Source organism: Ruegeria sp. CK3, assembly GCF_056536565.1.
In genome coordinates this window covers 175,753-194,574 of sequence record NZ_JBQFPV010000007.1, presented here as the reverse complement: position 1 = coordinate 194,574, position 18,822 = coordinate 175,753, and the positions used below count along the sequence as shown (strand labels likewise).

At 59.2% G+C, this 18,822-nt stretch carries 20 protein-coding genes; 10 read left to right on the top strand and 10 right to left on the bottom strand.

All coding sequences use genetic code 11. The annotated features are described in order from the left end of the window. Positions 1-52: 52 nt before the first annotated feature. From ACR0C3_RS11955 to ACR0C3_RS11945, 3 genes are all read left to right on the top strand, one after another. Positions 53-1,723, top strand: coding sequence for an adenylate/guanylate cyclase domain-containing protein (locus ACR0C3_RS11955; protein ID WP_480758624.1), 1,671 nt, complete (start codon positions 53-55; stop codon positions 1,721-1,723). Positions 1,724-1,949: 226 nt separating this feature from the next. Then, entirely contained in the window at positions 1,950-3,668 is a 1,719-nt protein-coding gene (locus ACR0C3_RS11950; protein ID WP_480537737.1) for a bifunctional sulfate adenylyltransferase/adenylylsulfate kinase, read from the top strand. 137 nt (positions 3,669-3,805) lie between these two features. After that, positions 3,806-4,645, top strand: a complete 840-nt coding sequence (locus tag ACR0C3_RS11945; protein WP_480758622.1) for a hypothetical protein — start codon at positions 3,806-3,808, stop codon at positions 4,643-4,645. Here the strand turns inward: ACR0C3_RS11945 and ACR0C3_RS11940 are convergent. From ACR0C3_RS11940 to ACR0C3_RS11925, 4 genes are all read right to left on the bottom strand, one after another. Beyond that, positions 4,642-5,514 carry a hypothetical protein gene (locus ACR0C3_RS11940; protein ID WP_480758621.1) on the bottom strand — a complete coding sequence of 291 codons (873 nt, stop codon included), beginning with the start codon at positions 5,512-5,514 and terminating at the stop codon, positions 4,642-4,644. The genes ACR0C3_RS11945 and ACR0C3_RS11940 overlap by 4 nt on opposite strands. Further along, positions 5,511-6,398: a PhzF family phenazine biosynthesis protein gene (locus tag ACR0C3_RS11935; RefSeq protein WP_480758619.1), complete on the bottom strand. Its 888-nt coding sequence runs from the start codon at positions 6,396-6,398 to the stop codon at positions 5,511-5,513. Before ACR0C3_RS11935 ends, ACR0C3_RS11940 begins: the two co-directional genes overlap by 4 nt. A gap of 109 nt (positions 6,399-6,507) precedes the next feature. After that, positions 6,508-6,732 carry a DUF1150 family protein gene (locus ACR0C3_RS11930; protein ID WP_170374662.1) on the bottom strand — a complete coding sequence of 75 codons (225 nt, stop codon included), beginning with the start codon at positions 6,730-6,732 and terminating at the stop codon, positions 6,508-6,510. Positions 6,733-6,737: 5 nt separating this feature from the next. Next, a complete protein-coding gene (locus ACR0C3_RS11925) occupies positions 6,738-7,151 on the bottom strand; it encodes an Hsp20 family protein (protein WP_170374660.1) in 414 nt (137 codons plus the stop codon). A gap of 163 nt (positions 7,152-7,314) precedes the next feature. On the opposite strand from ACR0C3_RS11925, the gene ACR0C3_RS11920 reads away from it, so the two are divergent. The 3 genes from ACR0C3_RS11920 (at position 7,315) to ACR0C3_RS11910 (ending at position 9,153) form a co-directional block, all read left to right on the top strand. Further along, entirely contained in the window at positions 7,315-7,539 is a 225-nt protein-coding gene (locus ACR0C3_RS11920) for a YdcH family protein (protein ID WP_037308505.1), read from the top strand. Positions 7,540-7,604: 65 nt separating this feature from the next. Continuing rightward, positions 7,605-8,093 carry a 5-(carboxyamino)imidazole ribonucleotide mutase gene (gene purE, locus ACR0C3_RS11915; protein WP_170664738.1) on the top strand — a complete coding sequence of 163 codons (489 nt, stop codon included), beginning with the start codon at positions 7,605-7,607 and terminating at the stop codon, positions 8,091-8,093. Then, positions 8,086-9,153, top strand: a complete 1,068-nt coding sequence (locus ACR0C3_RS11910) for a 5-(carboxyamino)imidazole ribonucleotide synthase (RefSeq protein WP_480758617.1) — start codon at positions 8,086-8,088, stop codon at positions 9,151-9,153. The genes purE and ACR0C3_RS11910 overlap by 8 nt, the downstream gene beginning before the upstream one ends. A gap of 66 nt (positions 9,154-9,219) precedes the next feature. Here the strand turns inward: ACR0C3_RS11910 and ACR0C3_RS11905 are convergent, their stop codons facing one another. The 6 genes from ACR0C3_RS11905 to ACR0C3_RS11880 form a co-directional block, all read right to left on the bottom strand. Next, positions 9,220-10,371 (bottom strand): alpha-D-ribose 1-methylphosphonate 5-triphosphate diphosphatase, encoded by a 1,152-nt coding sequence (locus tag ACR0C3_RS11905; protein ID WP_480758615.1) that lies wholly within the window; start codon positions 10,369-10,371, stop codon positions 9,220-9,222. After that, the gene (locus ACR0C3_RS11900; RefSeq protein ID WP_480758614.1) at positions 10,368-11,141 is read right to left on the bottom strand and encodes an alpha/beta fold hydrolase; all 774 of its coding nucleotides are present in this window, start codon (positions 11,139-11,141) and stop codon (positions 10,368-10,370) included. The genes ACR0C3_RS11905 and ACR0C3_RS11900 overlap by 4 nt, the downstream gene beginning before the upstream one ends. A 44-nt stretch (positions 11,142-11,185) precedes the next feature. Then, complete coding sequence (locus ACR0C3_RS11895) at positions 11,186-12,022, bottom strand: DMT family transporter (protein ID WP_480758613.1); 837 nt, start codon at positions 12,020-12,022, stop codon at positions 11,186-11,188. A gap of 179 nt (positions 12,023-12,201) precedes the next feature. Further along, positions 12,202-13,845, bottom strand: coding sequence for a chaperonin GroEL (gene groL / locus ACR0C3_RS11890; RefSeq protein WP_170374649.1), 1,644 nt, complete (start codon positions 13,843-13,845; stop codon positions 12,202-12,204). 56 nt (positions 13,846-13,901) lie between these two features. After that, on the bottom strand, positions 13,902-14,189 hold the full coding sequence (gene groES, locus ACR0C3_RS11885; protein ID WP_170352338.1) for a co-chaperone GroES: 288 nt from the start codon (positions 14,187-14,189) through the stop codon (positions 13,902-13,904). Between the two features lie 154 nt (positions 14,190-14,343). Further along, positions 14,344-15,018, bottom strand: coding sequence for a DUF2161 domain-containing phosphodiesterase (locus ACR0C3_RS11880; RefSeq protein ID WP_480758611.1), 675 nt, complete (start codon positions 15,016-15,018; stop codon positions 14,344-14,346). A 122-nt stretch (positions 15,019-15,140) separates the two neighbouring features. On the opposite strand from ACR0C3_RS11880, the gene ACR0C3_RS11875 reads away from it, so the two are divergent. The 4 genes from ACR0C3_RS11875 (at position 15,141) to ACR0C3_RS11860 (ending at position 18,788) form a co-directional block, all read left to right on the top strand. Further along, positions 15,141-16,112 carry a TraB/GumN family protein gene (locus ACR0C3_RS11875; RefSeq protein WP_480758609.1) on the top strand — a complete coding sequence of 324 codons (972 nt, stop codon included), beginning with the start codon at positions 15,141-15,143 and terminating at the stop codon, positions 16,110-16,112. Between the two features lie 105 nt (positions 16,113-16,217). Next, positions 16,218-17,138, top strand: coding sequence for a manganese-dependent inorganic pyrophosphatase (locus ACR0C3_RS11870; RefSeq protein ID WP_480758607.1), 921 nt, complete (start codon positions 16,218-16,220; stop codon positions 17,136-17,138). 229 nt (positions 17,139-17,367) lie between these two features. Continuing rightward, positions 17,368-18,243: a TIGR01459 family HAD-type hydrolase gene (locus ACR0C3_RS11865; protein ID WP_480758606.1), complete on the top strand. Its 876-nt coding sequence runs from the start codon at positions 17,368-17,370 to the stop codon at positions 18,241-18,243. A 101-nt stretch (positions 18,244-18,344) separates the two neighbouring features. Further along, on the top strand, positions 18,345-18,788 hold the full coding sequence (locus ACR0C3_RS11860) for a MaoC family dehydratase (protein ID WP_074736482.1): 444 nt from the start codon (positions 18,345-18,347) through the stop codon (positions 18,786-18,788). Positions 18,789-18,822 lie beyond the last annotated feature (34 nt).

Below are 18,822 nucleotides of genomic sequence, written 5' to 3'. Positions count from 1 at the left end.
TTGACCCTATCCCCGCGCGGCCTCACACTGGTGCAAAACATGAGGGTCGCGCGTGGTCACAACGGACAACGCTCTTTGGCGTGGCGGGTGGTCAACCCGGCTTAGGATCGGCAGCGGGCTGGTCCTTTTTGTCTTTGCCTTCTTCCACTTTCTGAACATCGGCTTGGGCCTGTTTCACACCGACTATCTGCATGGCATGCAAGACGGTCGAAAGGCCGTCACCCGCCACGACGCCATGAGCGCGCTTCTCTACCTTGCGCTGATCGTGCACTCGGGCCTTGCGCTAACGTCGATCATACAGCGACGGACCCTGCGCATGCCGTTCAGCTCGGCCCTGCAAATCGTGCTGGGGCTGCTGATCCCGATCCAGCTGATCGTCCACATTATTCACACGCGATACGCGCATGAGATATACGACGTGAATGACGAAATGGGCTATATCATCATTCTGATGTGGCCAAGCTCTGCGATTTGGATGCAAAGCCTGCTGTTGCTGATCGTGTGGGTACATGGCTGCATCGGGTTGCACATGTGGCTGCGGTTGACCCGGTGGTGGGGCAGGACCCTGCCCTACCTGATCGGTATTGCAGTCTTTGTCCCCTGTTTCGCCCTGGCCGGTGTGCTGACCGAAGGGCGCCGGATCTGGGCCGATTTTGCCGATGACTTCCTGCGCGAACAGTATATCGAACACTATAACTGGCCCTCGGCCGAGGCCTTTGAGGCCATGTTCCGCGTCGAAGACAACGCAATGATGGGGTTTTGGGCCGCGCTCGGTGCAACGGCGGCCTTCTATCTTGGCCGCAAGCTGTGGCGTCGTCGGCACTCTGTTCAGGTGACCTACGCCCGAGGCCCCGAGGTTTTTGCCGAGAAGGGCATGACGCTGCTTGAGATGTCTCAGGCCAACGGAATTCCGCATGCCGCCCTATGTGGCGGCAAGGGCCGCTGCACCACCTGCCGCGTGATCGTCGAAGATGGCGGAGATCACCTGCCCCCGCCCAGCGAGATCGAAGCCCGCAGCCTGGCCGCCGTTGGGGCCTCGGCCCAGACCCGTCTGGCCTGTCAGATGCGCCCGACCGAGCCGGTAAAGGTCTTTCGTGTTTTTCGCCCCGACGGCAAGCACGACCGGGCTCATGCAAGTCAGGGGCAGGAACGTCAGTTGGCCGTGCTGTTTCTGGACATGCGCGGCTTTACCGCCCGCACAGCAGGGCAACTGCCCTATGATATCGTCTTCCTTCTGAACAGGTTCTTTGATGCGATTGTGCCTTCGATCACCTCTCAGGGCGGGGTCGTCGACAAATACATGGGGGATGGGCTGCTGGCGGTTTTTGACAAACCCGACCCCCGGCAATCCGCCCGCGCCGGTCTGAAAGCCGCGATTGAGATCAGCCATGCGCTGGAACAGTTCAACCGACAGCTATCATCCGAAGATAGCCCGCATATCCGCATCGGCATGGGGCTGCATCTGGGCGATCTGGTGCTTGGGGAAATTGGCGCGGCCGGCCATGCCGCGCAAACCATCATCGGGGACGCCGTGAATGTCGCCAGCCGTCTTGAGGCCGAAACAAAGCCGCTGGGGGTTGAGCTTCTGGTGTCGGCCGAGCTGCTACAGGCCGCCGAGATGGACATCTCGGACGACCGCATCCAAAACTTCAAGCTGCGCGGCGTGTCCGAGCCCGTTCCAGCCCTGCCGGTGCCCCGCGCCTCGGAACTTGAAAAAGCCTGAGACAACAGGAACGCGCATACTTACTGTGGCACATTTGCGCTAGATTACCGGAACTTTGATCGCCCGTTTTCCGCCGAATTGGAAAATTCTTCCAATTACAAGAAAAACCGCTCATATCCTCCTTAGTTTTATCTGACCCTGTGGACTCTGACTCAGTGGCGGGGCACATGCCGTTTCAAATGCCAAGATCACACTGGCGCATCATCACATCGACAAGAGAATTCCGATGACAATGTTAAGCAATCTCGCCCCCATTCCCGAACTCTACGTCTCTTATGACTCGGCCCAGAAGCTAAAGGTTGAGGCTGCGGATCTGACCAGCCATGACCTGTCTCCGCGCCAGATCTGCGATCTGGAACTGCTGATGAATGGCGGCTTCAACCCTCTGAAAGGGTTCCTGTCCGAGGCCGACTACGACAACGTGGTCGAGAACATGCGCCTGGCCGACGGCACGCTGTGGCCGATGCCGATTACACTGGATGTCAGCGAAGAATTCGCCGAAAGCATCGAGCTGGGCCAAGACATAGCCCTGCGCGACCAAGAGGGCGTGATCCTCGGCACCATGACCGTTACCGACCGCTGGACCCCTGACAAATCGCGCGAGGCCGAGAAGGTCTTTGGCGCGGATGACGATGCGCACCCGGCCGTAAACTACCTGCATAACGTGGCAGGCAAAGTCTATCTAGGCGGTCCCGTTGTCGGCATTCAGCAGCCCGTTCACTATGATTTCCGTGGCCGCAGGGATACTCCGAACGAGCTGCGCGCCTATTTCCGCAAACTGGGCTGGCGCCGCATCGTTGCGTTCCAAACTCGCAACCCGCTGCACCGAGCCCACCAGGAGCTGACCTTCCGCGCTGCGAAAGAGGCGCAGGCCAACCTGTTGATCCACCCGGTTGTCGGCATGACCAAGCCGGGCGACGTGGACCACTTCACCCGCGTGCGCTGCTATGAGGCGGTGCTGGACAAGTACCCGGCCTCAACCACCTCGATGTCGCTGATTAACCTGGCGATGCGCATGGCTGGCCCACGCGAGGCCGTCTGGCACGGCCTGATCCGCGCCAACCACGGCTGCACCCATTTCATCGTTGGCCGCGACCATGCCGGCCCCGGCAAAAACAGCCAAGGTGAAGACTTCTACGGCCCTTATGACGCGCAGGATCTGTTCCGCAAATACCAGGATGAAATCGGCGTTGAGATGGTCGACTTCAAGCACATGGTCTATGTGCAGGAACGCGCCCAGTACGAGCCGAATGACGAGATCCTCGACAAGGACAACGTCACGATCCTGAACATCTCGGGCACCGAACTGCGCCGCCGTTTGGCCGAAGGTCTGGAAATCCCCGAATGGTTTAGCTTCCCCGAGGTTGTGGCCGAGTTGCGCAAGACCAAGCCACCGCGTAGCCAACAGGGCTTTACCGTTTTCTTCACCGGCTTCTCAGGATCTGGCAAATCCACCATCGCCAACGCGCTTATGGTCAAGCTGATGGAGATGGGCGGCCGCCCCGTGACGCTGCTGGATGGTGACATTGTGCGTAAGAACCTGTCGTCCGAGCTTGGCTTCTCGAAGGAACACCGCGATCTGAACATCCGCCGCATTGGCTATGTCGCCTCCGAGATCACCAAGAACGGCGGAATCGCCATCTGTGCGCCGATTGCTCCTTATGCGACCACTCGTCGGGCCGTGCGCGAAGAGATCGAACAGTTCGGTGCCTTCTGTGAGGTTCACGTGGCCACCAGCATCGAGGAATGCGAACGCCGCGACCGGAAGGGCCTGTATAAGCTGGCGCGCGAAGGCAAGATCAAAGAGTTCACCGGCATCTCAGACCCTTACGACGTGCCCCAGAACCCTGAACTGAGCGTCGAGACCGAGAATGTCGAGGTCGACAACTGCGCGCATCAGGTTCTGCTGAAGCTCGAGAGCATGGGCCTGATCGCTGCGAACTAAGCGGTTGAGCCAAACCAGATTGGAAACGGCCTCCGGTCACCGGGGGCCGTTTTTCGTGCGAACCAACGACCGAGATTGACAAAGATGCGTGGCCTTGATGCAGTCAGCCCAGTCAAGTTCGGTACGGCCCATCCACGATGCGCTCCCTTCCTCACATCGCCAGCTTCTGGTTTGGCTCCGATCTCAGCTGGCTCGAGGCGCTGTGCATTCAATCCTATCTGGACCGTGGTCATTCCTTCACCCTCTATGCGGCCCACGACATCGCGAACATCCCAAATGGCGTCGACCTGCGGCATGCGTCCGAGATACTGTGGCCCGCCCCTTTTGATCTACGGCCCGAAGATCGGCTGGGCGTTGCGGTGTTTTCGGACATTTTCAGGCTGAGGTTGCTGGAACGCACAGATTTCATCTGGGTGGATCTGGATGCGCTCTGTCTGAAGCCTTTTGATTTTGCGTCCCCTTTTGTCTTCGCCCCCTCTCAATCCGGCAAGTTTCCCAATGGGGTGCTCCGTCTGCCGCAAGAGTCCCAAACGCTTGCGCAGATGCTGGCCTTTGTCTCCTCGGCCAACCCGACCCAACCCTGGCGCGGGGCCAAGCTGCGCAGGCGCAATGAGCAGCGTATCGCGGAAGGCGAGACCTGGGGTATCGAGGCGCTGCCATGGGGATGCTCCGGCCCCAAGGCGCTGGGGCATTTTCTGTGCGAGACCGGAGAGGACATCCACGCCCTGCCTGCTGATACGTTCTACCCGCTGGCGAATGAGGCGCTTTGGAAGCTGCACGACCCGCGGATTCCGCTAAATGCAATAAAACGGGACAGGGTGCATTCCGTGCATGTCTTTGGGCATCAGAAGAAATTCATGGCGCAACAGACTGCGGGCCTGCCTGTGCGGGGCTCGTTGCTCAGCACGCTGTGTGAGCGGCACGGGATTGACCCACAGGACAACCCGATCACACCGATGGCTTGGATGGGGTTTTAGCCAGACGCGCCCGATAGCTCATGCCGCAACGCGCGCACGGCGCGTTCTTCAAACTGACCGTAGTCTGCGGCTACGTCCTGAATCGACTTCAGGTGCGGCAGGCGCTGGGCATAGTCTTCCTCGGATGCAGACTGTATCGCTTGCTGTATATCTGCCTGTGTCTCACACAGGATCATCCCCGAAGTTTCCATGAAATCCCCGATGTTTGGGCAGCCCCAGTAAATCGGAACGGTCGCGCACAGGATCGAGTCGATGAGTTTCTCTGAAAAGTAGTTCCGCTCCCGCACGTTCTCGATTACGACCGAATAGCGGTAAGGGGCCAGACCATCCGATTTCTGGTCGAATGGCGTGTACCCCCGCCCCATGATGTCCACATCGGCCCCGGTTTCTCGGATCCAATCTATGACGTCATGGCGTAGCTGATGGCCCACTAGGTCTCGCTTGGCCGAGGCGATCAGCGAGCAGGATTTAACCTTCTCAGCCTGTAGCTCCTGCCAGTCTGGCACCATCGTCACGCCATAGGGCAGAAACACAGCATTGGGCAGGTTTTCCAGTAGAACGTCGTGAAAGGTGAACACCCGAAAGAACCGCCGCCACGTCAGGCGCAGCTGTCGGTCATGCTTGGCGTGGATGGCTGAAGGCTCACCCATCATCAGCGAAATCCGCGCCTTCGTGCCACGCCGCAACCGCCAGTGCACCGTCGAATTGGGATACATGATCAGATGATCCGTCGGCGCGAGGTCACCGACTGTTTTGCCCAGCAAACGATCCGGGCAGCCCTCGTGCCAGATCAGCTCGGACAGAGGCACCTCGGCCAGTTTCGGGCCCAGACGGTGGCCGTAGGGTAAAACAGCAATCGCTTCGGTCATTGATCCGCCTCAGGCAAGTCGACCTGTCCGCGCATCAGAACATAGCCTTGCCCCGCCACCTTGATCCCGGTCATGGCATCGCTCGGACCGACACGCGTCACCGTTGCTTGCCCCGGACGCCCCATGTCGTGACCCTGTTCAGCGATGAATTGGTCTTTCTCCATAAGCCCGTATTTCCAAAGATAGGCCGCCATCGCGCCCGTCGCAGACCCAGTAAATGGGTCCTCGGGCGGGCTGGGCGGGGCCAGCAGCAGGCGCGAGAACGTATCCCCCTGTGTCGTCGCTCCCTGCAAGGTGACCAAAAACGGCTCTGCCATATCTGAACCAGAAAATCCCGCTGCTGCTGCCACCTCGCGCAAAGGACCGTCGGACAGCCGCGCCGCGCGCACGGCGTCGTGATCCCGCAGCACCGTGATACAGAATGGCAACCCGGTAGAGACAAATCTCGGAGGAGAAATAATCGCGTCCTCGGGCAACGAAATCGCACTGGCGACCAGATCAGCAGGTACGTAGGCCCCAAATTCCGGCGCAACCTGCGTCATCTCAATCTCATCACCGTTCAGACGAATGGCGACAAGGCCCGCCTCGGTTTCCAAAGTCAGAGAGTCACCCTCAACCAGACCGCGCGACCGAAGCGCTGCGACCGTTGCGATGGTCGGATGACCGGCAAAGGGGATTTCACGGCTGGCCAGAAAATACCGCACCCGGATATCGGCGACATCCGACGGGCCGGTAAAAGTACACTCGACCAGAGAGGTTTCGCGCACAAAGGCCATGCAGACCTCATCCGACAGATGGGCCGCGCCCTGGACTACGGCGCAGCCATTGCCACCAAAGGCTTTGTCGGTAAAGGCATCCACCCAGTCAAAATCGAACCAGCTCATCCAGCGTTTCCTTACATGAACATGTCATCCCGGATGCGATCCGGAGCTTGTGCATGTTTCGCTGGTGTCGGGCGGAATGTCACGCGCAAACGCGTGTGGCTGGGGCCGTTCAGTGAACGGCCACCGGCGAGAGATCATGCTCGCGGGCCAGCACAAAGGCCAGCTTGCGGTCGGCGACAAGCGCCAGTTGCTGCCCGTCTGAGTCATGAACGGCGTATAGCTGATCCAGATCGCCCGCCTGATCGCGTAGATCGCTGGGCAGATCGGCAACCTCAACCGTTTTGACATACACGATACGGTCGCCTTCGGTGTTGATTTCAATCGGTGTGTTCATTGCTCTTACCCCTTCCGTATGTTGATTGTCTGCACCACGGTTTCCGGCACGGCGCGGGTCAGATCCACATGCAGCAGACCGTTCTCCATAATCGCCTCGCCCACCTCGACACCGTCGGCCAGCACGAACATGCGCTGGAATTGACGCGCCGCGATGCCGCGATGCAGGAAGATGCGCCCCTCGCTGTCGTCGCGCTGACGGCCCCGGATCACCAGTTGGCGGTCCTCGATGGTGATCGACAGATCCTCTTCCGCGAACCCGGCCACCGCCAGAGTGATGCGGTAGGAATAGTCCGAGGTTTGTTCGATGTTGTAGGGCGGATATCCTTCGTTGCCAGCCTTTGCAGACCGTTCCAGAAGGCGTTCCAATTGCTCAAACCCCAACAAATGCGGGTATGAGCCCAAGGTAAGTTTTGACACGTGTTCTCGTCCTTTTATGTCAAAGCGACGTTCTGGGCGGCCCCGTTCTGGCAACCGCACAAGATAGAATATGGGAAGAAACCCGGATGTCCACAAGGTCTGGCGCGATAACGTCTTGCACACTATCTTGTTGGGGACGCACCACAACAAGCCCGAGTCGCCAATGAACGCGCCCACTGACCTTTCCATGAAAACCGACGAAGTTCTGCGGGTTGAGTTGGAGGTTTTTCGCCGTCAGCACCGTGATCTTGATGAGGCGATCGAGGCGTTGCAGGCCACCGGTACATCGGATCAATTGACGATCAAACGGTTGAAAAAGCAGAAACTGCGGCTAAAAGACATCATCCGTCTGATCGAGGATCGCCTGACCCCCGACATCATCGCCTGACGCATTGCCACGCATGCGGATTTGGCTATAGTGCGCGCTCTTTCGAACGGCAGGGACGCAAGCGGATGAGCGATGTGAAAGTGGGGATCATCATGGGCAGCCAATCGGATTGGCCTACGATGAAAGAAGCCGCCAATATCTTGGATGAATTGGGCATCGCGTATGAGAAACGCATCGTTTCGGCCCACCGCACCCCGGATCGTCTTTGGGACTACGGCAAGACCGCCGCGTCGCGCGGTTTGCATGTGATCATCGCAGGCGCTGGCGGGGCTGCACATTTGCCCGGCATGATGGCGTCGAAAACTCGCGTGCCCGTTATTGGTGTTCCGGTTCAGACGCGGGCTTTGTCGGGTGTCGACTCGCTGTATTCGATCGTTCAGATGCCGAAAGGATTTCCTGTGGCGACCATGGCAATCGGCTCGGCCGGTGGGGCCAATGCCGGCCTGATGGCGGCCGGTATTCTGGCCTTGCAGGACGGCGCTTTGGCCGAACGGCTGGACGCGTGGCGTGAGGCTCTGTCCGCCTCGATCCCGGAGGAGCCAGTTGATGAGTGACGCTCTGCAACCCGGTGCCCGGATTGGAATCCTGGGCGGAGGCCAATTGGGTCGGATGCTGTCGGTCGCTGCCTCGCGCTTGGGGTTTGTGACCCATATCTTTGAGCCGGGCGCGAACCCACCCGCCGCTCAAGTCGCCGACCGCGTGACAACCGCGCCCTATGACGACGCCGACGTGCTGCGCGCCTTCGCCGACTCGGTCGATGTCATCACCTACGAGTTCGAGAACATCCCGACCGAGGCGCTGGACCTGCTGGAAGCCCACCGCCCAATCCGTCCGGGGCGTGAGGCGCTGCGGGTCAGTCAGGACCGGTTGACCGAGAAGAATTTCCTGCAAGGTCTGGGCCTCAACACAGCACCTTTTGCGGACGTCACCGATCTGGCGAGCCTGAATACGGCCATTGAGGAAATCGGCACACCCGCGATCCTGAAAACCCGCCGGTTCGGCTATGACGGCAAAGGTCAAGCCCGCCTGCGCGCGCCTGAGGACGCAGAGACTGCTCTGGCTGATATGGCGGGCGCGCCTGCGATCCTTGAGGGGTTTGTGGAGTTTTCGCACGAAGTCTCGATCATCGCGGCCCGCGGGCTTGATGGTCAGGTCGCCTGCTTTGACCCCGGTGAGAATGTCCACCGCGACGGTATCCTGCACACAACAACGGTCCCTGCGCGCCTGCGCCCGGCGCAGCGCACGGATGCAGTTCTGCTCGCGGCCAACATCCTGAATGCTTTGGACTATGTGGGCGTGATGGGGGTTGAGTTGTTCGTCACACCCTCGGGCCTGATCGTGAACGAAATTGCACCTCGGGTGCATAACTCGGGCCACTGGACGCAGAATGGCTGCGCCGTCGACCAGTTCGAGCAGCATATCCGTGCCGTGGTCGGGTGGCCTTTGGGAGACGGGCAGCGGCATTCGGACGTGGTCATGGAGAACCTGATCGGCGACGATATGGACCGCGTGCCGGAACTGGCGCAGGAGCGGGACGTCGCCTTGCACCTGTATGGCAAGGCCGAGGTCAAGCCGGGCCGGAAGATGGGTCACTTCAACCGCATCGCTCGCTGACGGAATTCGCGCATTCTGCGCGATGCCTCCGGCGGAGGTATTTTTGAACAGAAGAAGATGGGGCGGTCAGGCGAAAAATCTGGCCGCGATGTCACCGGACATGTGGCTGACACGCCCGCCAGAAAAGGTGGCAGCGATGCGGTGGGTTTTTGCGTCCAGAATGACGATATCGGCGCGTTGACCCGGTACCAGCGTGCCGCGATCTTTCAGGTCGAGAACCTGCGCGGGGCCGGACGAGACCAGCGCCCAGGCCGTAGCAAAATCCAGCAACCCGCTTTTTGCCAACATCAACGAGGCGCGGCGCGGGCTGGGGTAGTGGTAGTCCGAGGCCAGAGCGTCACACAACCCCATAGCGATCAGATCCAGTGCGCTGGCGTTGCCTTTATGGGAGCCTCCGCGCACAACGTTGGGTGAGCCGAGGATGATGTGATCTCCGGCAGCGCGAGCGGCTTCGGCTGCGGCGAGGGTTTCCGGGAATTCAGCGATCGAAACACCGCGTGTACGCCATCCTGCGCGGGTTTCGGGCGTGGCATCATCATGGCTGCCCAAGCGCACGCCTCTTTGGACCAACTCAGCGCAAAGCGCGTCAAGTGCGGCAGGGACTTCATCGCTGCGGGCATGCATGGATAGCAGCATCTCAAAATGCACATCGGGGTTGCGCCCCGCTTTCAAGGCCTGCCCGGTCAGGCGCGGTGGTTTGCGCCCTTCGGCCAGGCGATCGTGCGGCAGGTGATCATTGAAGACAACATAAGGCACCTGCCAATCCGCGATCTTTTGGGCCAGCCCTTCATAGTCGTCCAGCATATGCGTCTCGAACCGCAACTGCGGGATCAGATCGGTGACGGTGCTGTCCTTGACCTCGGTAATCGCCTTGAACACCTGCGAGGCGAAATCCGGCCCGCGCACCCCGCCCTCCCAGCTGTAGAACTGGGCCAGAACGCCGGTGGTGATGCCGTTGGCGGCAAGCTCGGCCTCGACCGACAGGATGCCTTCGTTCATCTGTTTCATGGCACCGCGGCGCGGGGCGATGTGGCGCTCGAACCCATCCCCATGCAGGTCGATGATGCCGGGTAGAACCAGATAACCAGACAGATCAACCTGTCGCCCGGTCCGGTCGCCCTGCACCTCCCCTTCGGCAATTGACAAATCGGCACGCGACAACCCGGCCTCCGGCAGCAGAACCTCTGCTCCGGTCAACGTCAGTTCCAATGCGGTCATTCCGTGCGCTCCGAGTCCGGCTCCGAGCAATCCTGCCCGATACAGATCTCGTCAATTGCGTCCATCACCCCGTCAAGCCAAGTAATTTGCGGGTCGAACTTTCCGAATTCGATAAAGTGCAGTGCCTGGGCCATCACGCGGGGATTGTTCATCATAAAAGTATGCGTCACAGGCAGAACGATATGATCCGTCATTCCTTCGACCCGGGTCGTCCGGATCGACACTTTGCCATCGTCAGGCCCGTCTATCATCGACGAAAAGACCGGATTCAGAGAGTTTTCACCCGCGATCACCCCAAGCTCAAACTCAACCGGGGGCAATTGGCGCGGGATTCCCTCGGGGCCCGTGCCCAACTGAAGCCCTGCCGGACCATTGAGGTAGCCGAACACCTCCCATGCACCCAATTCATCTACCAACTGGCTGCCCTGATTGGGCGGCCCAAGCATAACAACGCGACCCAAATTCTCCGGTTCATGATCCTGCAGCCAGTAGCGCAACAGGATGCCGCCCATGGAATGCGCCACGACATTTGCGGTGTCGTCCCCGCATTCGGCGAACGCATCGGGCAGAGTTTGCTCGGCCAGTTGCGGAATGCCCAAATCGGTCGACGGATAACCTGGGCGAATGACCGTGTAGCCATGCACCTCGAACAATTGCTCCATCACCGAAAAGGACGCCTCGGTCCGAGCCAGCCCATGCAGCAGGATCACGCATTTCGCCTGGGCCGCAGCCGGGAGAAGGAAAAGAAATATGGCAAGCAGAAATCTCATACCCGCCAGATAAGGCCTATTTTGGTCCGGGGAAAGATGTGACCTCAGGTTCTGCGCTGTACCGCCAGCGCGATCCCGCCCAAAACCAGCGCCGCGCCGATGATCAAGCGCATGCTTACTGCCTCGCCCAACAATAGAATACCAGCAAGAATTGCAATGACAGGGACGCTCAGTTGCACGACTGCCGCGACCGAGGGGGCAAGCTGCGGCAACACGCGATACCACAGCGCATAGCCGAGGCCCGAGGTCACGCCCCCGGACAGAGCCGCCAGAAAATAGCCAAATCCGGTCATCTGCCAAGTACCACCTGTCACCAGCAAGGCCATAGCCGTAACGGGCAAGGCGACAACGAAATTGGCCGCCGTGCCCTCCAACGCGTTCGGTTCGGACCGTCCGACCAAGGAATAAGCAGCCCAACCAACCCCCGCCGCAACCATCAGAGCAGCCCCTAAGGCTTCCACCTGAACGGTCTCCGATGGCCAAAGCACGTAGGCCAACCCGCCCAGCGCAACCACTGCGCCTGCCAATTGGCGCACCGTCGGGGCCGCTCCGGTCATAGCACCGACTGCGAACATGGTGATCTGAACGACACCGAACAGGATCAACGCACCCAACCCGGCGTCCAACGTCAGGTATGCCACAGAAAAGCCAATCATATAGAGAGACAGTGAACCCGCCCCGATGATCCGACGTGGTGAGAGAAGCGGCAGAACCCCGCTTTTCAAAAGAACCAACACGGCCAGAACCACCGCCCCCGCAAGAACACGGAAAACGGCGAACCCCGCAGGATCACTCGCCCCGCTCTCAATCGCCAGCCTGTTCAGAATCGAATTGGCCGCAAAGGCGCACATGGTGAAGGAGGTCAGAAGAAACAGTCTCATGAAACCCGCATAGCGCGTTGGCCACACTTTGCACACTCACTTTCCGGCTACGTGCAACGTCCAGCCTTCTTCTGTTCATAAATACCTCCGCCGGAGGCATGACCGCGCAGCGGGCATTCCAAACGCAAACGGGGCCGCCCAAAGGCGACCCCGCTCGTAAGCACTATGGCCTAAGCAGCTTACATCATGCCGCCCATGCCGCCCATGTCGGGCATGCCGCCAGCAGGTGCCGCGCCTTCTTTGGCGGGCTTGTCAGCAACCATTGCTTCGGTGGTGACCAGAAGACCAGCAACCGACGCCGCATCTTCCAGCGCGGTACGGACAACTTTGGCTGGGTCGATCACGCCGAACGAGAACATGTCGCCATATTCTTCGGTCTGTGCGTTGAAGCCGAACGATACATCGCCGGATTCGCGGACTTTGCCCGCAACGACCGCACCGTCAACACCTGCGTTCTCAGCGATCTGGCGCAGCGGCGCTTCGATCGCTTTGCGAACGATGTTGATACCGGCGTTCTGGTCAGCGTTTGCACCTTCCAGAGTTTCCAGTGCTTTACCGGCCTGAACCAGAGCAACACCACCGCCAACAACAACGCCTTCCTGAACGGCAGCGCGTGTTGCGTTCAGAGCATCGTCCACACGGTCCTTACGCTCTTTCACTTCAACTTCAGTCATGCCGCCGACGCGGATAACAGCAACACCGCCTGCCAGTTTGGCAACGCGCTCTTGCAGCTTCTCACGGTCGTAGTCCGACGAGGTTTCTTCGATCTGAGTGCGGATCTGAGCAACACGTGCTTCGATCTCGGCTTTCTCGCCTGCACCGTCAACGATGGTGGTTTCGTCTTTGGTGATCTCGATCTTCTTGGCGGTGCCCAGCATGTCCATGGTAACGGACTCGAGCTTCATGCCCAGATCTTCGCTGATGACCTGACCACCGGTCAGGATCGCGATGTCCTGCAGCATGGCTTTGCGGCGATCGCCGAAGCCCGGTGCTTTGACAGCAGCAATTTTCAGGCCGCCGCGCAGTTTGTTGACAACCAGAGTCGCCAGCGCTTCACCTTCAACATCCTCAGCAATGATCAGCAGCGGCTTTTGCGACTGGATCACCTGCTCGAGTAGAGGAACCATCGGCTGCAGCGAGGACAGTTTCTTTTCGTGTAGCAGGATCATGCAGTCGTCGAGTTCTGCGATCATCTTGTCTGCGTTGGTGACGAAGTAAGGCGACAGGTAGCCACGGTCGAACTGCATACCTTCGACAACATCAGTCTCGGTTTCCAGACCTTTGTTTTCTTCGACGGTGATGACGCCTTCGTTGCCAACCTTCTGCATCGCGTCTGCGATCTGCTGGCCGATTTCAGCTTCGCCGTTGGCCGAGATGGTGCCAACCTGAGCAACTTCTGCCGAGTCTTTGACTTCACGCGACGCGTCTTTGATGCCTGCAACAACTTTGGCAGTCGCCAGGTCGATGCCGCGCTTCAGGTCCATCGGGTTCAGGCCAGCAGCAACCTGCTTCAGACCTTCGCGAACGATGGCCTGGGCCAGAACGGTTGCGGTTGTGGTGCCGTCGCCGGCTTCGTCATTGGTGCGGCTGGCGACTTCTTTCACCATCTGCGCGCCCATGTTTTCGAACTTGTCTTCCAGCTCGATTTCCTTGGCAACCGAAACACCGTCTTTGGTGATGCGCGGCGCGCCGAAGGATTTGTCCAGAACCACGTTGCGGCCCTTGGGGCCCAGGGTCACTTTAACAGCATCAGCCAGGATGTTCACACCTGCCAGCATGCGGTTACGGGCATCGGTGTCGAATTTGACGTCCTTTGCAGCCATGTCGTTTCTCCTTGAGAAATAAGTTGTAAATGAAGATCAGAGTGAAGCGCGGCGGCTTACTCGATGATCCCCATGATGTCGCTTTCTTTCATCATCAGCAGCTCTTCGCCGTCGACCTGAACCTCGGTGCCCGACCATTTGCCGAACAGGATCTTGTCGCCAGCTTTGACCGCCATTGCGATCAGCTCGCCGCTGTCCTTGCGTGCGCCTTCGCCAGTTGCGACGACTTCGCCTTCGCTGGGCTTTTCTTTTGCGCTATCAGGAATGATCAGGCCGCCTGCGGTTTTCTCTTCGCTTTCTGTACGGCGAACCAGCACACGGTCATGAAGCGGTTTCAATGCCATCTTTGCAGCTCCTTGGGCTCAAAGTTTATCTATCCTCCCCTCGCCGACTGGCGAGGCGTTAGCACTCAAGGGTAGAGAGTGATAACGACGCATAGCTAGGGGGTGCAAATCCCCGAGTCAACAAGCTGTGATGGATTTTTTTCGACCCTGACCTTCAATCAGGCTGATCCCAACTATAGGCCCAGTGTTTAAGGCCCTCCTGCCCCGCATCCGTCAGGGCATAAACACCTTTTTCGACCTTGTCGAACCAGCCGTAGTGATTGGTGCGCATCAACCGCGTGGCCTCGGCCACGCCCGTCGACTTCGCGACCTCGGCCCCTTTGCAGGCGCCATGTTCGGCAAGATGGGCCGCGCATTTCAAAGCATCCTGACGATAGGCGGTAACAATGCCGTGCCGCGTTGCGCCGCCAGAGTTCGGGTCGCCTTGCAGCCGATTAAACTCGCGCTGCATACGGCCCGCTTTGGCCTTGTTCTTGCGCGGGGCATAGGGGCCGGGATCGCACTGCACCTCGACCGCTCCGTCCGCACGCACGGTGATCAGGCCCAAGCCCAACCTGCGGCAGAGCGCCAGATTATCCCGCAACGCTCGACGCGCAGTGCGTCCGGTTGGCTTGCCGACCCCCAGATAGACCTGATCCGTGATCCTGAGCCGCGCGACGGCCTGATGGAACAAAGCCAGCGAAAAGCGCAGTTTCAGCTCGACAATCACCGGCTCGGACCCGTCGCGCACGGCCATGATGTCGGCTGCGCCAACCTCACCTTTTACGGTATAGCCCTGCCTCTCGAACAATGCCTTGATGGGGGGATAAAGATCCTGCTCGCGTTCCATGGCCCAATGCTATGCGTTTCGTGTCGAAATACCAGATGGGTCGCCTTGAATATGCTGCATTTGGATGCCTAAATCTTATGTCGTCTGTTTGACCAACCGAGGAAGGACCGCCTATGCGCCTGATGGCCCTTTTTGGACTATTGCTTCTGCCTATGACGGCACATGCCGCCTGCGATGGTCACGACCTGCGACCTCTGATGTCGGAAGAGGATCAGGCCGCCCTGCAACAATCCCTTGCCTCGGTCCCTTACCCCGAGGGCAATCACTGGATCGCCTCCAAGGGCGACACGACCCTGCACCTTATCGGAACTCTGCACACGAACGATGCACGGATGGGTCCGGTCGTCGAACGGCTGACACCCATCGTAGCCCAAGCAGACGCGATCTATTTCGAGGTCACCGAAGCCAAAATGGAAGCGTTCGAGCAAGGCCTGACCAATGACCTGAGCCCCGTGATGATCACCGAAGGCCCCACACTGATCGACCTGATGAGCGCCGAGGACTGGGCGGCCCTTTCGACTTCTTTGGCCGAGCGCGGCATTCCCAGCTGGATGGCGGCCAAAATGCGGCCCTGGTTTCTGAGCATGATGCTGGGCATCCCGCCCTGCCTGATGCAGAACCCGGATGCGAACCATGGCATGGATGCCCGCCTGACAGATGTGGCCGAGGCGCACGGGATTCCCCAACACTCGCTGGAGCGGATCGAAGACCTGATGGCGATGTTCGACACGCTTTCACTGGAACAACAGGTCGACTCGCTGGTCCGCTTGTCCGGAGCGATGCAGGCCGATGCAAACCACCTTGCCACCATGGCCAATGCGTATCTCGAGGAAAAACATGCGCAGATCCTGCAATTGGCCCGGATTCAGGGGTTCGAGGCCTCGGGCCTGTCGCAAGAGGATTACGACGCCGAATGGGCGCAGTTCGAACAGCAATTGTTGGTGGATCGCAATAACAGTTGGATGGGCCACATCCTGCGTATTCAGGATCAGACGGCAGTCATCGCGGTAGGCGCCGGACATCTCAGCCAGACGTACGGCTTGCTCTCGCTTCTGGAAAAGGAAGGCTACACGCTGACGCGCGCGCCGTTCTGATTTCTCGGCATGTCAGACCAACAGTCGCAGTGGCCCGCAAGCGGGTGACAAGCCATGTCATGCGCCCTATAACGCGCGCAAATTTCCAATCCGCAGGACGCTGACATGACAACCCTAGTATTTGGTCACAAATCCCCCGACACCGATTCCACCGGCTCTCCGATCCTGTGGTCGTGGTATCTCAACGAGGTCAAAGGCGAGCAGGCTGAACCCGTGCTGCTGGGCGAGCCCAATACCGAAGCCGCCTTCATGCTGCAGCGCTGGGACCTGCCCAAGCCGCGCATCATCGAAGACGTTGAAGCGGACGCACCGGTTGTTATCGTCGACACCAATAACCCGGCCGAGCTGCCCGCCAGCGTCAACAGCGCTGATATCCGCGCCATCATCGACCACCACAAGCTGGTCGGCGGTCTGGAAACCAAAGGCCCAATCAATATCACTGTGCGCCCTCTGGCCTGCACAGCGACCATCATGGTTGACCTGATGGGTGACGACGCCGCCAAGATGCCCGAGGCCATCAAAGGCGCGGCGTTGACCTGCATCCTGTCCGACACGCTCGAATTCCGCTCGCCCACCACCACCGCGCATGACCGCGAAGTGGCCGAGAAACTGGCCGCAGAACTGGGTCTGGATGTCTCGGCCTATGCGGCGGACATGTTCGCGGCAAAATCGGATGTGTCCTCGTTCTCGGATGCCGAACTGATCCGCATGGATAGCAAGGAATACGAAGTTGACGGCACCAAGTTCCGTGTCTCGGTTCTGGAAACCACTGCTCCGGGCGTTGTTCTGGACCGCAAGGGCAGCTTGGCCGCGTCGATGGTTGACGTAGCAAAAGAAGACGGCGTCGATCAGGTGCTGCTGTTCGTCGTCGACATCCTGAACGAAGAAGCCACCCTGCTGGTCCCAAATGAATTGGTCAAAACCGTTGCCGAGAAAAGCTTCGGTGCATCGGTCGACGGCGACGCTGTGGTCCTGCCCGGCATCATGAGCCGGAAAAAGCAGATCATTCCGAACCTCAAGGTCTGAGACCTTACTCTAAGGCGCCTCAAGCGGGCGCCTTTTTCTTTGTGCGAGGCTCTGCCTCGCGCTCCGGGATACTTTTAGCCAGATGAAGTGCGGATCCCCTGCTTCTTCTGTTTCAAAATACCTCGGGGGAGTCGCGGCTTGCCGCGGCGGGGGCAGCGCCCCCTCTGGCAAAACCTGCCAAGCTCTGCCATAGGCTTGGCTGTCCGCAGACCATGCCAAAGGGAATCCCATGACCCAGATCATCTCCGCCCTCCACGAGATCTCCGACCGTTACAAAGTACTTTTTGTCGATCTTTGGGGCTGTGTTCACAATGGGATCACTGCGTATCCAGAAGCGGTTGCCGCGCTGCAGACCTACCGCTCGAAAGGCGGTTTCGTTGTTCTGGTGACAAACTCTCCGAAGCCGCGCGCGGGCGTCGCCGCGCAGCTTTCGCAGTTCAACGTCCCCGCTGACGCCTATGACACCATCGCAACAAGCGGCGACTCTGCACGTTCAGCCATGTTCCGCGGAACAGTAGGCGAAAAGGTTTACTTCATGGGCGAATGGGAACGCGATGCGGGGTTTTTTGAGCCGCTGAAGCTGTTGGACCATCCTGTTCATATCGAGCGCGTCCCTCTGGATCAGGCCGAGGGGATCGTATGCTGCGGGCCTTTTGACACAATGGCGGATCCCGACGTAAATCGCCCGGACTTCCTCTATGCCAAGCAAAAAGGCATGAAGCTGCTATGTGCGAACCCTGACATAGTGGTCGATCGAGGCGAAGTACGGGAATGGTGCGCGGGCGCTTTGGCGAAGCTCTATACCGAGATGGGTGGCGAGAGCCTGTATTTCGGCAAACCCCATCCTCCGATCTATGATCTGGCGCGTCGGCGCGTGCAGGAAATGGATGTTGACGTCTCGGACAGCGACATACTGGCTATCGGTGACGGCCCGCATACCGACATTCTGGGCGGCATGGGAGAGGGAATCGATACGCTCTTTATCTCAGGCGGGTTGGCGGCAGCCGAGACGAAAACGTCGCACCATCCCCACGCGGAATCCCTAAGCGACTATATAGAAAGAGAAAAGATCTATCCCACCTATACAATCGGGCGTTTGCGTTAGTTATTTTTCACTTGATTTTCTGCAGTTGCGAAGTAATAAAGTTGCCAACGGATGGCCGATGGTAGACTTTTATTACTCGGCAAATTTCAAGTGAGGGCACCATGTTGGACAATCTTCCCCGCGGAACGATCTGTATTGAAGACATCGAGATGGGCATGTCTCGCCACCTGCGCAAAGTGGTGACGGATGAAGATATCGAGATGTTCGCGCAGGTCTCGACCGACAGGAACCCTGTGCATCTGGACGATGACTACGCCCGCGATACGATCTTCGAAGGTCGCATTGCGCATGGGATGCTGACGGCCGGTTTGATCTCAGCCGTGATTGGCGAGCAATTGCCCGGTCATGGGACGGTCTACATGGGTCAGTCGCTGAAGTTTTTGGCCCCGGTGCGTCCCGGCGACATGGTCTATGCCGAGGTCAAGGTGATCGACATTGATTTTGCCAAACGCCGCGTGAAGCTGGACTGTCACTGCGCAGTCGATGGCAAAAAGGTTCTGGTCGGTGAAGCCATGGTCCTTGCCCCATCACGTAAGTTCGACTGAGCGAGTAGACACGCAACCTTGCCGAAGAGGGGCT

Excerpts from the sequence above, each read along its gene's own strand:
- ACR0C3_RS11950 (WP_480537737.1), top strand. The coding sequence starts at position 1,950 with ATGACAATGTTAAGCAATCTCGCCCCCATTCCCGAACTCTACGTCTCT.
- ACR0C3_RS11945 (WP_480758622.1), top strand. The coding sequence starts at position 3,806 with ATGCGCTCCCTTCCTCACATCGCCAGCTTCTGGTTTGGCTCCGATCTC.
- ACR0C3_RS11940 (WP_480758621.1), bottom strand. The coding sequence starts at position 5,514 with ATGACCGAAGCGATTGCTGTTTTACCCTACGGCCACCGTCTGGGCCCG.
- ACR0C3_RS11935 (WP_480758619.1), bottom strand. The coding sequence starts at position 6,398 with ATGAGCTGGTTCGATTTTGACTGGGTGGATGCCTTTACCGACAAAGCC.
- ACR0C3_RS11930 (WP_170374662.1), bottom strand. The coding sequence starts at position 6,732 with ATGAACACACCGATTGAAATCAACACCGAAGGCGACCGTATCGTGTAT.
- ACR0C3_RS11920 (WP_037308505.1), top strand. The coding sequence starts at position 7,315 with ATGAACGCGCCCACTGACCTTTCCATGAAAACCGACGAAGTTCTGCGG.
- purE (WP_170664738.1), top strand. The coding sequence starts at position 7,605 with ATGAGCGATGTGAAAGTGGGGATCATCATGGGCAGCCAATCGGATTGG.
- ACR0C3_RS11910 (WP_480758617.1), top strand. The coding sequence starts at position 8,086 with ATGAGTGACGCTCTGCAACCCGGTGCCCGGATTGGAATCCTGGGCGGA.
- ACR0C3_RS11905 (WP_480758615.1), bottom strand. The coding sequence starts at position 10,371 with ATGACCGCATTGGAACTGACGTTGACCGGAGCAGAGGTTCTGCTGCCG.
- ACR0C3_RS11900 (WP_480758614.1), bottom strand. The coding sequence starts at position 11,141 with ATGAGATTTCTGCTTGCCATATTTCTTTTCCTTCTCCCGGCTGCGGCC.
- ACR0C3_RS11895 (WP_480758613.1), bottom strand. The coding sequence starts at position 12,022 with ATGAGACTGTTTCTTCTGACCTCCTTCACCATGTGCGCCTTTGCGGCC.
- groL (WP_170374649.1), bottom strand. The coding sequence starts at position 13,845 with ATGGCTGCAAAGGACGTCAAATTCGACACCGATGCCCGTAACCGCATG.
- groES (WP_170352338.1), bottom strand. The coding sequence starts at position 14,189 with ATGGCATTGAAACCGCTTCATGACCGTGTGCTGGTTCGCCGTACAGAA.
- ACR0C3_RS11880 (WP_480758611.1), bottom strand. The coding sequence starts at position 15,018 with ATGGAACGCGAGCAGGATCTTTATCCCCCCATCAAGGCATTGTTCGAG.
- ACR0C3_RS11875 (WP_480758609.1), top strand. The coding sequence starts at position 15,141 with ATGGCCCTTTTTGGACTATTGCTTCTGCCTATGACGGCACATGCCGCC.
- ACR0C3_RS11870 (WP_480758607.1), top strand. The coding sequence starts at position 16,218 with ATGACAACCCTAGTATTTGGTCACAAATCCCCCGACACCGATTCCACC.
- ACR0C3_RS11865 (WP_480758606.1), top strand. The coding sequence starts at position 17,368 with ATGACCCAGATCATCTCCGCCCTCCACGAGATCTCCGACCGTTACAAA.
- ACR0C3_RS11860 (WP_074736482.1), top strand. The coding sequence starts at position 18,345 with ATGTTGGACAATCTTCCCCGCGGAACGATCTGTATTGAAGACATCGAG.